Source organism: Saccharopolyspora sp. NPDC003752 (genome assembly GCF_053605825.1).
This window is the reverse complement of the sequence record NZ_JBSGJZ010000005.1, coordinates 207,012-219,882: the sequence shown is the minus strand read 5'-3', so window position 1 is coordinate 219,882 and position 12,871 is coordinate 207,012. Positions and strand designations below refer to the sequence as shown.

The 12,871-nt window shown below is 70.4% G+C and carries 11 protein-coding genes, 3 tRNA genes and 1 pseudogene; 6 read left to right on the top strand and 9 right to left on the bottom strand.

Annotated features, from left to right (window positions below; genetic code table 11):
* Positions 1 to 233 precede the first annotated feature (233 nt).
* The gene (locus ACWEV3_RS09090; protein ID WP_452613352.1) at positions 234 to 944 is read left to right on the top strand and encodes a GTP pyrophosphokinase; all 711 of its coding nucleotides are present in this window, start codon (positions 234 to 236) and stop codon (positions 942 to 944) included.
* 137 nt (positions 945 to 1,081) lie between these two features.
* On the opposite strand, the gene ACWEV3_RS09085 is transcribed toward ACWEV3_RS09090, so the two are convergent.
* The 5 genes from ACWEV3_RS09085 to ACWEV3_RS09065 all read right to left on the bottom strand — a co-directional run bounded on the left by ACWEV3_RS09085 (position 1,082) and on the right by ACWEV3_RS09065 (position 2,707).
* Positions 1,082 to 1,155: transfer RNA gene (locus ACWEV3_RS09085), tRNA-Phe, on the bottom strand.
* Positions 1,156 to 1,182: 27 nt separating this feature from the next.
* Positions 1,183 to 1,259 (bottom strand) — tRNA-Asp (locus tag ACWEV3_RS09080).
* Between the two features lie 22 nt (positions 1,260 to 1,281).
* A tRNA-Glu gene (locus tag ACWEV3_RS09075) sits at positions 1,282 to 1,354 on the bottom strand.
* 316 nt (positions 1,355 to 1,670) lie between these two features.
* Positions 1,671 to 2,267 carry a ScbR family autoregulator-binding transcription factor gene (locus ACWEV3_RS09070; RefSeq protein WP_452613351.1) on the bottom strand — a complete coding sequence of 199 codons (597 nt, stop codon included), beginning with the start codon at positions 2,265 to 2,267 and terminating at the stop codon, positions 1,671 to 1,673.
* 200 nt (positions 2,268 to 2,467) lie between these two features.
* Positions 2,468 to 2,707 (bottom strand): hypothetical protein, encoded by a 240-nt coding sequence (locus ACWEV3_RS09065; protein WP_452613350.1) that lies wholly within the window; start codon positions 2,705 to 2,707, stop codon positions 2,468 to 2,470.
* A gap of 245 nt (positions 2,708 to 2,952) precedes the next feature.
* Here ACWEV3_RS09065 and ACWEV3_RS09060 point away from each other — a divergent pair, with 245 nt between their 5' ends.
* Together ACWEV3_RS09060 and ACWEV3_RS09055 are read left to right on the top strand one after the other, a co-directional pair.
* Positions 2,953 to 3,174 carry a heavy-metal-associated domain-containing protein gene (locus ACWEV3_RS09060; protein ID WP_358576011.1) on the top strand — a complete coding sequence of 74 codons (222 nt, stop codon included), beginning with the start codon at positions 2,953 to 2,955 and terminating at the stop codon, positions 3,172 to 3,174.
* A gap of 265 nt (positions 3,175 to 3,439) precedes the next feature.
* The gene (locus tag ACWEV3_RS09055) at positions 3,440 to 3,913 is read left to right on the top strand and encodes a hypothetical protein (protein ID WP_452613349.1); all 474 of its coding nucleotides are present in this window, start codon (positions 3,440 to 3,442) and stop codon (positions 3,911 to 3,913) included.
* Positions 3,914 to 4,091: 178 nt separating this feature from the next.
* Here the strand turns inward: ACWEV3_RS09055 and ACWEV3_RS09050 are convergent, their stop codons facing one another.
* From ACWEV3_RS09050 to ACWEV3_RS09040, 3 genes are all read right to left on the bottom strand, one after another.
* Positions 4,092 to 5,249, bottom strand: a complete 1,158-nt coding sequence (locus tag ACWEV3_RS09050; RefSeq protein WP_358576009.1) for an acyl-CoA dehydrogenase family protein — start codon at positions 5,247 to 5,249, stop codon at positions 4,092 to 4,094.
* Positions 5,250 to 5,252: 3 nt separating this feature from the next.
* A complete protein-coding gene (locus ACWEV3_RS09045; RefSeq protein ID WP_452613348.1) occupies positions 5,253 to 7,310 on the bottom strand; it encodes an ATP-binding protein in 2,058 nt (685 codons plus the stop codon).
* A gap of 119 nt (positions 7,311 to 7,429) precedes the next feature.
* Positions 7,430 to 9,043: a carboxyl transferase domain-containing protein gene (locus ACWEV3_RS09040; RefSeq protein WP_452613347.1), complete on the bottom strand. Its 1,614-nt coding sequence runs from the start codon at positions 9,041 to 9,043 to the stop codon at positions 7,430 to 7,432.
* Positions 9,044 to 9,130: 87 nt separating this feature from the next.
* Between ACWEV3_RS09040 and ACWEV3_RS09035 the strand changes: the two genes are divergently transcribed.
* Positions 9,131 to 9,703, top strand: a complete 573-nt coding sequence (locus tag ACWEV3_RS09035) for an SACE_7040 family transcriptional regulator (RefSeq protein ID WP_132489911.1) — start codon at positions 9,131 to 9,133, stop codon at positions 9,701 to 9,703.
* Here the strand turns inward: ACWEV3_RS09035 and ACWEV3_RS09030 are convergent.
* Positions 9,609 to 10,229 carry an MFS transporter gene (locus tag ACWEV3_RS09030; protein ID WP_452613346.1) on the bottom strand — a complete coding sequence of 207 codons (621 nt, stop codon included), beginning with the start codon at positions 10,227 to 10,229 and terminating at the stop codon, positions 9,609 to 9,611. The two genes, ACWEV3_RS09035 and ACWEV3_RS09030, sit on opposite strands and share 95 nt — an antisense overlap.
* Before the next feature lie 62 nt (positions 10,230 to 10,291).
* On the opposite strand from ACWEV3_RS09030, the pseudogene ACWEV3_RS09025 reads away from it, so the two are divergent.
* A pseudogene (locus ACWEV3_RS09025) lies at positions 10,292 to 10,930 on the top strand (AraC family ligand binding domain-containing protein); the annotation flags it as partial.
* Between the two features lie 204 nt (positions 10,931 to 11,134).
* Positions 11,135 to 12,853 (top strand): aa3-type cytochrome oxidase subunit I, encoded by a 1,719-nt coding sequence (gene ctaD, locus ACWEV3_RS09020; protein WP_452613434.1) that lies wholly within the window; start codon positions 11,135 to 11,137, stop codon positions 12,851 to 12,853.
* The last annotated feature ends 18 nt before the right edge of the window (positions 12,854 to 12,871 follow it).

Genomic DNA, 12,871 nt, shown 5'->3' with positions numbered 1-12,871 from the left:
AGCGAAGTAGCCCCCACCGTCCCAGCACCACCCCGCGTGTCGGCGAACCTGCTGCGCACCCGGAGGCCGAGGCGCAGGCGCGGGGCAAGCAGATCCCAGTGCGAGACCGGTCACCAGGGCCGCTCCTGAGGTCGGGAGATCGCGTCTTCGTCCTCACACCCCGCGCCTGAACGCGGGCTCGGTCGTCCGGTCCGGCCTAGGCTGGAGCCGAGCAGCCGGGGGGAGGAGCGTCGATGGGGCCCAGGGACAGATCACCGCGCGGTGGTTCACGCGGGTGGCCTTATCCGCAGCGCAGCGCCATCGAGCAGCTCGGCGACATGGACCGCGAAGACGCCCTCGCCTTCATGCGCCGGACCGGCGACCTGCTGATGGTGCACAAGTTCGGCGTCGACGAGCTCATGACCAAGCTGCGGATCTGGAGCGAGGAGTTCGACTACGCCCACGAGCACGATCCGATCGAGCACATCACCTCGCGGATCAAGCGTCCGGAGGCGATCGCGGCCAAGCTCGCCCGGCGCGGGCTGCCGGTCGACCCGGCGTCCGCCCGCGAACACCTCACCGACATCGCCGGCGTGCGCGTCGTGTGCCCGTTCATCTCCGACGTCTACCTCCTCCGCGATCTCATCCGCCAGCACCAGATCGAGATCGTGCAGACCAAGGACTACATCGCAGCGCCGAAGCCGAACGGCTACCGCAGCCTGCACCTGATCATCAAGGTGCCGGTGCACCTGTCCGACCGCACCGAGCTGGTCGCCGTCGAACTCCAGCTGCGCACCATCGCGATGGACTTCTGGGCCGCAGTCGAGCACGAGCTGCTCTACAAGAGCGGCGGCGAGGTGCCGGAGAGCTTCGCCGCCGAGCTCAAGGCGGCTGCCGAGGCCGCTGCCGGGCTCGACGCTCAGATGTCTTCGCTGCACGAGCGCAGCGAGGGGACACCCGGTTAGGGCTGACGTGCTGCGGACGTCCTTCGACGCGACCTCGCCGACCGGCTGAACGCGCCCTTCTGGACGGGCTGAGACGACAAGTGAGACGAAACAGCCCCCGCCGGTTCCGGCGGGGGCTGTTTCGCAGCTCTTAGCGGTGGCCAGGGGCGGGGTCGAACCGCCGACCTTCCGCTTTTCAGGCGGACGCTCGTACCAACTGAGCTACCTGGCCGAAGCGTCGGCACAATGCCGTTCGCCTTGGCGACCCAGACGGGACTCGAACCCGCGACCTCCGCCGTGACAGGGCGGCGCGCTAACCAACTGCGCCACTGGGCCATGCTCTATCTTCAGTTGTTCGTACCCCCAACGGGATTCGAACCCGCGCTACCGCCTTGAAAGGGCGGCGTCCTAGGCCGCTAGACGATGGGGGCTTGGCCGATTCGAAACCGACCCGGCCTTGCCTCCAACCGGCTTTCCCCTTTCGGAGCGCCCCGTTGGCAGTGATGAAAGCTTACGACACCCCTTCGCGGGCCCCGCAACGGGGGGTCCCTTAAACCGCGCACAGCCCTCGGGCGTCGCCGATCCGGCACGACCCGAAGCCCCACGATAGCCGTTCCACCTGCAGTTTTCATCGATCATGGAGGACCGCCGCCCGGCCGCGACAATGGGCGCTCAACAGCCTCCAGGGCTCACCCGGAAGCCCTGAACGCGACAAACGGGATCAATCGAAAACTTGTGATCCACGCCTCAGGGCTGGCCGGTCAGTTCAACGTCCGCGCGCCAGCCGTCCCGGGCGACTCCGGCGAGCACCACGCGCCAGATCTCCTCGAAGCGATCGACCAGCCCTTCGGGCTCGTCGCCGACCGTGTGCGCGCCCACCAGCGCCGCGTAGAGAACCCGCGCCGCTTCCGCCGGATCGACTCCCGGGCGCAGCTGTCCCGCCTCGGTCGCCTTCACCACCAGCTCGCAGATCGCCTCGTACCAGCCGTCGGACTCCGCGCCGATCCGATTGCAGGCCAGCAGCATGCCGGCCCGCAGGACGACGTCGCGCTCCAGCCTGCGGGCGGCTTCCGAGGTCAGGCCGACCAGCGTCGACAGCGGGTCCAGGGCGCGGCCGGACCACCGCCGCTGCATCGCCGCCAGGTTCAGCAGGTACTGCTGGGCCAGCGCCTCGGCGACCGCCTCCTTGGCCGTGAAGTGGAAGTAGAAGGCGCCCTTGGTGATACCGGAGCGCCGCAGGACCGAGCTCAGCGTGGCGGCTTCGTAGCCGATCAGGTCGAACTCCTCCGCCGCGGCGGCCAAGATGGCGCGGCGCGTGAGCTTGGCCCGATGCTGCTGGGGCATGGCGCGACTCCGGCACGAAGTGGGCGTCCGGGATCCGCCGCCCGAGCGACGCGGTCCACGAACGGTTGATCAACTACGCCACCGGAAGTTACCGCGAATCCGGCCGGTCCGCGCGCCGGGCGCGGCGTGGTGCCGGCTCGCCGGAGCCCTCCCGACGAGCACCCACCGAAGCACGACGCGGCGGCGCGGCCGACGCCCGGTCAGCGGACGACCGGCGGCTGCCCGTCATCGTCCGGTGCCAATCCCAGCATGTCCAGCAGGAGCTTGCAGTCCTCGGCGTTCTCCGCACTGCGGGCGACCGCCATCCTGGCGCGGTGCACCTGCTCCGACGAGATCCGCGAGGGCTCACCGGCGCGCGGCACGGGCACCGCGGACGGCTGCCGCGAGGTCCCGTCGTCCTGCTGCCACAAGAAATTCCGTACGTCCAGCGACCCGTACATGACGCCTCCCCGGCCTCGGGTTCCGGGCGCAGGTTATCCACAGGTTGTCAACAGCCGCAGCCCCCCAGAGAGTGATTTACCTTCGACGGAGAGTAATCATTCGGCGATTCTCGATCCACTTCGGATATTGGTCCCGCCGCCCCCGCCGGGGCTGCCCCCGCCTGGGCCGTCCACACTGGACGTTCGGGACAGTTGCGGCGGTATCCGCATCCGGTCGTGGCAGGAAGTGCCAGGAGGGAACTCGCATGAGCAATCAGACGTTCACGGTGGGCGGCATGACGTGCGGCCACTGCGCCAGGTCGGTCACCGAGGAGCTTTCGGAGCTGCCCGGCGTCAGCGACGTGCAGGTCTCGGTGGAGAACGGCCAGGTGTCCGTGACCAGTGCCCAGCCGCTCACCCTGGAGGCCGCGACCGCGGCGATCACCGAAGCCGGCTACACGATCACGGACTGGCCGAGCCCGAACTGAGCCGGTACCACCTCGGATCGTTGCGCAGGACCGCCGTCCGGTCCTCGTCCGACGGTGCCGGACGCACGAATCATGCGTCGAAGGCTCCCCACCACGACCTACGACGTGTCACAATCGGGTCGCTGACACACCCCCGGTCAGCACCTGTGGAGATCCCCTCCGGCCCCCGCGCACTCCCCCTGGCGCGGGGGCCCTCCGCGTTTCCGGGCCAGTGAGAGGGCTCACAGCGATTCGCGCGTCGCAACACAACCGTTATCGTGGGCCGGTGGCTCTAGGACGAACCAAGACCAGCAGGCGGCAGCAGAAGCCCGCCGAGCCGGCCGAACCGGATCATGAGTTCGAGTCGTACCTGGCTGCGCTGGCCCCGGAGGAGAACGTCGAGTCCACCGGGTCCGGACGCCGCTTCGGCGGCTCCCAGGTCTACCAGCTGCGGCTGCCGCTGATGGCCAACGAGCGCCTCCGGGAGCTCGCGGTCAAGCAGGGCACGTCGCCCGCGGCGCTGGCCCGGGACTGGGTGATGCAGCACCTCGCCGAGGTCGAAGCCGAGCAGGAATCGTTCGGCCAGGCGCCGGGCGGCCAGGCCCCGATGGGTCAGGCACCGGACGGCTACGGGCCCGTGTGGCCCGGCGAGGAGACCCAGCAGGACTTCCGGCCCTTGCCCGAGTACGGCGACCAGGCCGGTTACCCCGGCATCGAGCAGACCGACGAGATCACCGTGCCGCAGAAGCGGTTCCGCTGATCCCTCCGACCGAACCGACCCCCGAACCGAACAACCCCGACCGATGACGTACCGGCCGGCGGAGGCAACCCCCCGAAGCCTCCGCCGGCCGTCTTCGTTCCCGGCTCCGCGCCCGTTCGAAGCGGCGCAGGCCTGAGCCCGTCCCGCGCCGCGGCGCGGGACGGGCCTGGAACGAGCTCTAGGCCGGGAGGCCCAGCTCCCGGGCGATCAGCATGCGCTGGACCTCGCTCGTGCCTTCGCCGATCTCCAGGATCTTGGCGTCCCGGTAGAAGCGGCCGACCGGGGTCTCGTTCATGAAGCCGTAGCCGCCGAAGATCTGCGTGGCGTCCCGGGCGTTGTCCATCGCCGCGTTCGAGGAGGCGAGCTTGGCGATCGCGGCCTGCTTCTTGTACGGCTCGCCGCGCAGCATCCGCGACGCCGCGTCGTAGTAGGCCAGGCGTGCGGTGTGCGCGCGCAGCTCCATGTCGGCGACCTTGAACTGCATCGCCTGGTACTCGCCGATCTTCCGGCCGAAGGCCTCGCGTTCGCCCAGGTAGCGCAGGCATTCGTCGACGCAGCCCTGGGCGAGGCCGACGCCGACCGCGGCGATCGCGACCCGGCCCTCGGTGAGCGTGGCGAGGAACTGGGCGTAGCCGCGGCCGCGCTCGCCGAGCAGGTTCGCGGCGGGCACCCGGCAGTCGTCGAAGGACAGCGCGTGGGTGTCGGAGGCGTTCCAGCCGACCTTCGAGTACTTCTTCGCGACGGTGAAGCCGGGCGTGCCGGCGGGCACGATGATCGTGGAGATCTCCTTGCCGCCGCCCGGCTTCTGCCCGGTGACGGCGGTGACCGTGACGAGGCCGGTGAGATCGGTGCCGGAGTTGGTGATGAACGCCTTCGAGCCGTTGATCACCCAGTGGTCGCCGTCGAGCACCGCCGTGGTGCGAGTGCTGCCCGCGTCGGAGCCGCCGCCCGGCTCGGTGAGGCCGAACGCGCCGAGGATCTCCCCGGCCGCCAGCCGGGGCAGCCAGGTGCGCCGCTGCTCGTCGTCGCCGAACCGGTAGATCGGCATGACGCCCAGCGAAACCCCGGCCTCCAGGGTGATCGCGACCGACGAGTCGACCCGGGCGAGCTCCTCCAGGGCCAGGCACAGCGCGAAGTAGTCGCCGCCCATGCCGCCGTGCTCCTCGGGCACTGGCAGCCCGAACAGGCCCATCCGGCCCATGGTCTGCACCAGCGGGTACGGGAATTCCTCGCGTTCGTAGTAGTCGCCGATGACCGGCGCGACTTCCTTGCGGGCGAAGGTCTGCACGCTCTCGCGCAGGGCTTCGTGCTCTTCGCTGAGCCGGTGGTCCACCATCGATCAGGCCTCCTCTTGAGCGGCGAGGACAGCCAGCGGCTGGTCGAGTCCGACCGACTGCCCCTTCCTGGCGTGCACTTCGGCGACTACGCCGTCGATCGGGGCGGTGACGGTGTGTTCCATCTTCATCGCCTCCACCACGAACAATCTCTGTCCACTCTGGACTTCTTGGCCCGGGCTGACATCGGCGACCAGCACCGTGCCGGGCATCGGGCTGGTCACCACGCCGTCCGACCGGCCGCCGCTGCCGCCCCGGTCGGCGAGCATCCGGTGCTCGGCGAGCGCCCAGGTGCGGCCGTCGGCGGCGAGCCAGGTGGTGCCGTCGACGTGCGCGTACCGGTAGCGGCGGGTGCGGCCTTGATAGGTGACGGTCAGCTCGTCGCCGCGCGCCTCGACCGAGGCCCGGTGGATGGCAGTTTCAATTGAAACTGCGGTTTCCGGTGCTCCTCGGGGTGCGGTTTCAATTGAAACTGCCGCGTCGTGGGCGCGGCCGCGGATGCGCACCTGGACCTCGCCATCGGCCCCGGCGAAGCGCCAGGTGCTCCAGGCCGGTTCGCCGAGGCGCCAGCCGTCGGGGATGTCCCACGGGTCGACGACCTGCGCAGTCGGCTCGGCAGCCAGCAGCCGCTCCAGGGCTGCGGCGACGTAGGCGTCGTCCGGCGTCGTGTTGCTCTCCGCGATGAGTTCGGTCAGGTCGCGCTCGACGAGTCCGGTGTCGAGGCGGCCCGCCAGCACGTCTTCGTGCCTCAGCAGCGCGCGGAGGAACGCGACGTTGGTGTGCAGGCCGAGGACCGCCGTGTCGGCCAGCGCGGCGTCCAGGCGGCGCAGCGCGTCGGCCCGGCTCGGCGCCCACGCGATGACCTTGGCCAGCATCGGGTCGTAGTCCGAGCCGACGCGCCCGCCTGCTCGCACCCCGGAATCGACCCGCACGCCGGGACCGGAGGGCTCGTGCACGGCGAGGACGTCGCCGCCGGTCGGGAGGAAGTTGCGGGCCGGGTCCTCGGCGTAGACCCGCGCCTCCACCGCGTGACCCTCGATCGACAGGTCCTCCTGCGCCCACGGCAGCGGCTCGCCCGCGGCGACCCTGACCTGCTGTTCCACGAGGTCGACGCCGCGGTGCCCGCCGACCGAGGTGACCAGCTCGGTCACCGGGTGCTCGACCTGCAGGCGGGTGTTCATCTCCATGAAGAAGAACTCGTCCGGCCGGTCCGCGGAGACGATGAACTCGACGGTGCCCGCCCCGACGTAGCCCACCGAGCGGGCGGCGTCGACGGCCGCGCCGCCGATGCGGGCCCTGGTTTCGGCGTCCAGCAGCGGCGACGGGGCTTCCTCGATGATCTTCTGGTGCCGCCGCTGCAGGCTGCACTCGCGCTCGCCGAGGTGCACCACGTTGCCGTGCGCGTCCGCCAGCACCTGGACCTCGATGTGCCGCGGGCGGGCCACGAAGCGCTCGACGAACAGCGTGTCGTCGCCGAACGCCGACCGCGCCTCCCTGCGCGCCGAGGCGATCTGATCGTCCAGTGTGGACTCGTCGTGGATCAGCCGCATGCCCTTGCCGCCGCCGCCCGCGGAGGGCTTCAGCAGCACCGGGAACCCGATCTCGATCGCGGCCGCGTGCAGGTCGGCGTCGGTCATGTCCGGCTCGCTGCGGCCGGGCACCACCGGGACGCCGGCGGCGGAAACCGTTTGTTTGGCACGGATCTTGTCGCCCATCGAATCGATCGCCGAGGCCGGCGGGCCGATGAACTCGATGCCCGCCTGCGCGCACGCCTCGGCGAAGCCCGCGTTCTCGGCGAGGAAGCCGTAGCCGGGGTGGATCGCCTGGGCCCCGGTGCCGCGCGCGGCGTCCAGGATGCGCTTGACATCGAGGTAGCTCTCGGTCGCCGGGCTCGGTCCGATGTGGACGGCGGTGTCGGCCTCGGCGACGTGCCGCGCGCCGCGGTCGGCGTCGCTGAACACCGCGACGGAGCGGATGCCCAGCCGCCGCAGCGTCCGGATCACGCGCACCGCGATCTCGCCCCGGTTCGCCACCAGCACCGTGTCGAAGTGCCGCATCGTCATCCCTTCGCCTTGCCGAACGGCAGGATCGCAACGTTCTGCCTGGTCAGTGCCCGTGCGTACTTCGTGTCGCTATAGCAGCACAAAACGCGCACGGGACCTGAGCTGCGGAAACTCATGGCTCACATCCGGAATACGCCGTAGGAGACGGGTTCCAGGGGCGCGTTGGCGGCCGCCGAGATCGCCAGGCCCAGGACCGTCCGGGTCTGCTTCGGGTCGATCACGCCGTCGTCCCACAGCCTCGCCGTCGCGTAGTACGGGTGGCCCTGGTGCTCGTACTGGTCGCGGATCGGCTGCTTGAACGCTTCCTCGTCCTCGGCCGGCCAGTGCTCGCCGCGGGCGTCCAGCTGGTCGCGGCGCACCGTCGCCAGCACCGACGCCGCCTGCTCGCCGCCCATCACCGAGATCCGGGCGTTCGGCCACATCCACAGGAACCGCGGCGAGTAGGCCCGGCCGCACATCGAGTAGTTGCCCGCCCCGAAGGAGCCGCCGATGACGACGGTGAACTTGGGGACCCGGGCGCAGGCCACCGCGGTGACCATCTTCGCGCCGTGCTTGGCGATGCCGCCCGCCTCGTACTCCTTGCCGACCATGAACCCCGAGATGTTCTGCAGGAACACCAGCGGGATGGACCGCTTGTCGCACAGCTCGATGAAGTGCGCGCCCTTGAGCGCCGACTCGCTGAACAGGATCCCGTTGTTGGCGATGATGCCGACCGGGTGCCCGTGGATGCGGGCGAATCCGGTCACCAGCGTCTGGCCGTAGTCGTGCTTGAACTCGGCGAACCGGCTGCCGTCGACGATCCGCGCGATCACCTCGCGCACGTCGTACGGGGTGCGGCTGTCGGTCGGCACCGCGCCGTAGAGCTCGTCGGGGTCGACCGCCGGCGCCTCGACCGGCGCGACGTCCCAGGGCCGGGGTTCGCGGGGGCCGAGCGTGCTGACGATGGAGCGGACGATGCGCAGCGCGTCCGCGTCGTCGACGGCGAGGTGGTCGGTGACGCCGGAGGTGCGCGAGTGCAGCTCGCCGCCGCCGAGCTCCTCGGCGGTCACCTCAGCCCCGGTCGCGGCCTTCACCAGCGGCGGACCGCCCAGGAAGATGGTGCCCTGCTCGCGGACGATCACCGCCTCGTCGCTCATCGCCGGGACGTAGGCGCCGCCCGCGGTGCACGAGCCCAGCACGGCGGCGATCTGCGGGATGCCGCGGGCCGACATCGTGGCCTGGTTGTAGAAGATCCGGCCGAAGTGCTCGCGGTCCGGGAACACCTCGTCCTGCCTGGGCAGGAACGCGCCGCCGGAGTCGACCAGGTAGAGGCACGGCAGGTTGTTGTGCAGCGCGACTTCCTGCGCGCGCAGGTGCTTCTTCACCGTGACCGGGTAGTAGGTGCCGCCCTTGACGGTGGCGTCGTTGGCCACGACCACGCATTCCCGCCCGGACACCCGGCCGATGCCGGTGATGATGCCCGCCGACGGCGCTTCGTCGTCGTACAGGCCGTGCGCGGCCATCGGCGAGAGCTCCAGGAACGGCGAGCCGCGGTCGAGCAGCGCGTCGACCCGGTCGCGGGGCAGCAGCTTGCCCCGTTCGACGTGCCGGATGCGGGCCTTCTCCGGCCCGCCCAGCCGGGCGCGGCCGAGCTGGGTGTTGAGGTCGTCGACGAGTTTCGCGTGCTGCTCGGTGTAGCGGGCGAACTCCGCCGAGTCCGGGTCCACGGCCGTGCGCAGGGCGGGCGCATCCATGCGGGGGCACCTTCCACCGGGAGTTAGTCATCGTTAACGCGACCGATGTTAACGATGACTAACGGCTTGCGTCTAGTATCGACGCTGATGTCCACCGATGCAGCCAAGCCGTCCCGCCGCGAGCAGATCCTCACCGCCGCGGCGGAGAAGTTCGCGCGCTCCGGCTTCCACGGCGTCGGCATCGACGACATCGGCGCCGCCGTCGGCATCTCCGGCCCCGGCCTGTACCGGCACTTCCGCAGCAAGGACGCGATGCTCGCGGAGCTGCTCACCGGCATCAGCGACCGGCTGCTGCTCGGCGGGCAGGACCGGGTGGGCGCCGCCGCGGACCCGCGCGACGCGCTGGACCGGCTGGTGCGCTGGCACGTCGAGTTCGCGCTGGCCAACCCGGCGCTGATCACGGTGCACATGCGCGACCTGGACAGCCTCGCCGAGACCGACCGGCACAAGGTCCGCGAGCTGCAGCGCAGCTACGTCGAGGTCTGGGTGGACGTGCTGTGCCAGGTCCGGCCGGACCTGGACCGCCCGACCGCGCGCGCCGCCGCGCACGCGGTGTTCGGCCTGATCAACTCGACGCCCTACAGCGCCCACCTGGACGCCGAAGCGATGTCCCGGCTGCTGCACCGGATGGCCCTCGCCGCCATCGAGAACGCTGCCTGAGCAGGGTCACGTGCGGGAGCCCTTCCCGCGGCGACGAGCAGCGCGCCGAAGGCGAGGAGCGCGGCCGCGACGGTGAGCGCCAGCGAGAAACCCCCGACGGATCGGCGGTCTGGGCACGTGCGGCCATGGCGACCAGCACCGCCACCCCCACGGCGCCGCCGACCTGCTGGACGGAGCTCAAGATGGCCGAGCCGAGACCGGCGTCCTGCTCGGTGGTGCCCTCGACCGCGCCGATCGCCAGCGCGGGATTGCCCAGGCCGCATCCGAGGCTCGTGACGAGCATGCCGGGCAGCACGACCGTCGCGTAGTCGTCGCCAGGCGCCACGCCGGCCAGCAGGAGCAGGCCGACCGCGCCGATCAGGAATGACGCGACGAGCGTCCGGCGCATCCCGAACCTGAGCACCGCGCGGGACGAGAGCCACAGGCCGGCGAGCATGCCTGCGGCGTAGGGCGAGTAGGCGAGGCCGGCCGTCAGCGGCGGATAACCGAGCACGGTCTGCAGGTGCACCGTCAGCAGGAAGGCCACGCTATGCAGCTGCCAGCCTGTCCGGAATGCGCTACCAGGCCGAATGATGTCGTATTGAGGACATGGCCGAGGCAATCACGGGCGCCGTCCCGCCCGGAGTCGGGGCGATCGTCGTCGGCAACTTCCCGCTGTCATCGGGGCAGTGGTTCGAGGAGCACAGCCATCCGCAGCACCAGCTGGCCTGGACCCGGCGCGGCGTGCTCGGCGTGGCCGTCGGGGACGTCCACTGGGTCCTGCCGCCCACCCTGGCGCTGTGGCTGCCCGCCGGGGTCGTGCACCGGACCGGCGCGACCCGCGATGCGGTGCTGAGCAGCCTCTACTTCGAGCCGGACCGGTGCGCCCTCGACTGGGCCGAACCCACGCCGGTCGGAGTGGACGGGCTGTTGGCGCAGCTGATCGCGTACCTGGGTCGCGACGATCTCGCCGATGACGCGCGGCTGCGCGGCGAGGCGGTCGTGTTCGACCTGCTGCGCCCCCTGCCCACCACGCCCATCGACGTGCCGCGGCCCGTCGACGAACGCGTCCGCACCGTGGCGGATGCGCTGCTCGCCGACCCCGCGGACCAGCGGGGCATGGAAGCGCACGCCCGGGCCGCCGGGGTGAGCCGCCGCACCCTGACGCGGCTTTTCGTCCACGACACCGGCATGTCCTTCGACCGCTGGCGCACCCACGCGCGGCTCCGCGCCGCACTGGCCCTCCTCGCCGAGGGCCAGCCGGTCTCCCGGGTCGCGCACGCCGTCGGGTACGCGACGCCGAGCGCTCGCCGCGTTCAAGCGCACCGTCGGGACGTCTCCGAGCCGCTACCTCGGCGGCGATGCCTAGCCCGGCCGATTGCGGGTGGTCGTGGGCGGGTTGAGACTGGGTTGGTTCCGGCTCCGACGCTCGCGATGCCGCAGGAGACGAGCATGGCCACCGTCAGGATCGAACCCACCCAGGTTCCGACCCGGTCGCGCACCACGCCGCGACCGGTCAAGGGCAGGCACCTGGTCCCGTGGCTGCGCACCACCGATCCCAAGGACATCGGGATCCTCTACCTGATCGCCTCGTTCTTCTTCTTCATCGCCGGCGGCTCGATGGCGATGCTGATCCGCGGCGAACTCGCCGAGCCCGGCCTGCAGTTCCTCTCCCAGGAGCAGTACAACCAGCTGTTCACCATGCACGGCACGATCATGCTGCTGCTGTTCGCCACGCCCATCGTGTTCGGCTTCGCCAACGTCGTGCTGCCGCTGCAGATCGGGGCGCCGGACGTGGCGTTCCCGCGGCTGAACGCGCTGTCGTTCTGGCTGTTCCTGTTCGGCGGGCTGATCGTGCTGAGCGGGTTCCTGCTGCCGGGCGGCGCCGCCGACTTCGGCTGGACCGCCTACGCGCCGCTGTCGCGCGGGATGTTCAGCCAGGGGCCGGGCGGCGACGTGTGGGCGGCCGGGCTGATCCTCAGCGGGGTGGGCACGATCCTGAGCGCGGTCAACATGATCACCACCCTGGTCTGCCTGCGCTGCCCAGGCATGACGATGTGGCGGATGCCGATCTTCTGCTGGAACATCCTGGCCACCAGCCTGCTGGTGCTGATGGCGTTCCCGATCCTGGCCGCCGCGCTGTTCGGGCTCCTGGTCGACCGGCACCTCGGCGGGCACGCGTTCGACCCGGCCAACGGCGGCGCCATCCTGTTCCAGCACCTGTTCTGGTTCTTCGGCCACCCCGAGGTCTACATCGTGGCGCTGCCGTTCTTCGGCATCGTCACCGAGATCCTCCCGGTGTTCAGCCGGAAACCGCTGTTCGGCTACACCGGCCTGGTGTTCGCCACGCTGATGATCATGGGGCTGTCGATGATCGTGTGGGCGCACCACATGTTCGCCACCGGCGCGGTGCTGCTGCCGTTCTTCTCGTTCGCGACGTTCCTGATCGCGGTGCCGACCGGGATCAAGTTCTTCAACTGGATCGGCACGATGTGGCGCGGGCAGCTGACCTTCGAGTCGCCGATGCTGTTCTCGGTCGGGTTCCTGGTGACGTTCCTGCTGGGCGGGCTGACCGGCATCATCCTCGCGGCGCCGCCGCTGGACTTCCACATCACCGACACCTACTTCGTGGTCGCGCACTTCCACTACGTGCTGTTCGGGACGATCGTGTTCGCGGTGTTCGCCGGGGTGTACTTCTGGTTCCCCAAGATGACCGGCCGGATGATGGACGAGCGGCTGGGCAAGCTGCACTTCTGGCTGACCTTCGTCGGGTTCCACACCACGTTCCTGGTGCAGCACTGGCTGGGCGCCGAAGGGATGCCGCGGCGCTACGCCGACTACCTGACCTCCGACGGCTTCACCGCGCTGAACATCGTGTCGAGCATCGGCGCGTTCGTGCTGGGCGCCTCGATCCTGCCGTTCCTGTACAACGTCTTCACCAGCTACCGGTTCGGCGCGGTGGTCGAGGTGGACGACCCGTGGGGGCACGGGAACTCGCTGGAGTGGGCCACGTCCTGCCCGCCGCCGCGGCACAACTTCGCCGCGCTGCCGCGGATCCGCTCGGTCCGGCCCGCGTTCGAGCTGCACTACCCGCACATGGTCGAGCGCATGGACCGGGAGGCGCACGCCAGCCTGCGGCCCGGCGCGAAAGAAGAATCGTTCGGTTCGTGAACGATTCTGTACAGTGTT

Bases quoted from the DNA above. Each gene is read 5' to 3' on its own strand.
- ACWEV3_RS09060 (WP_358576011.1), top strand. From the start codon at position 2,953: ATGAGCAATCAGACGTTCACGGTGGGCGGCATGACGTGCGGCCACTGC.
- ACWEV3_RS09070 (WP_452613351.1), bottom strand. From the start codon at position 2,267: ATGCCCCAGCAGCATCGGGCCAAGCTCACGCGCCGCGCCATCTTGGCC.
- ACWEV3_RS09040 (WP_452613347.1), bottom strand. From the start codon at position 9,043: ATGGATGCGCCCGCCCTGCGCACGGCCGTGGACCCGGACTCGGCGGAG.
- ACWEV3_RS09050 (WP_358576009.1), bottom strand. From the start codon at position 5,249: ATGGTGGACCACCGGCTCAGCGAAGAGCACGAAGCCCTGCGCGAGAGC.
- ACWEV3_RS09090 (WP_452613352.1), top strand. From the start codon at position 234: ATGGGGCCCAGGGACAGATCACCGCGCGGTGGTTCACGCGGGTGGCCT.
- ACWEV3_RS09045 (WP_452613348.1), bottom strand. From the start codon at position 7,310: ATGACGATGCGGCACTTCGACACGGTGCTGGTGGCGAACCGGGGCGAG.
- ctaD (WP_452613434.1), top strand. From the start codon at position 11,135: ATGGCCACCGTCAGGATCGAACCCACCCAGGTTCCGACCCGGTCGCGC.
- ACWEV3_RS09065 (WP_452613350.1), bottom strand. From the start codon at position 2,707: ATGTACGGGTCGCTGGACGTACGGAATTTCTTGTGGCAGCAGGACGAC.
- ACWEV3_RS09035 (WP_132489911.1), top strand. From the start codon at position 9,131: ATGTCCACCGATGCAGCCAAGCCGTCCCGCCGCGAGCAGATCCTCACC.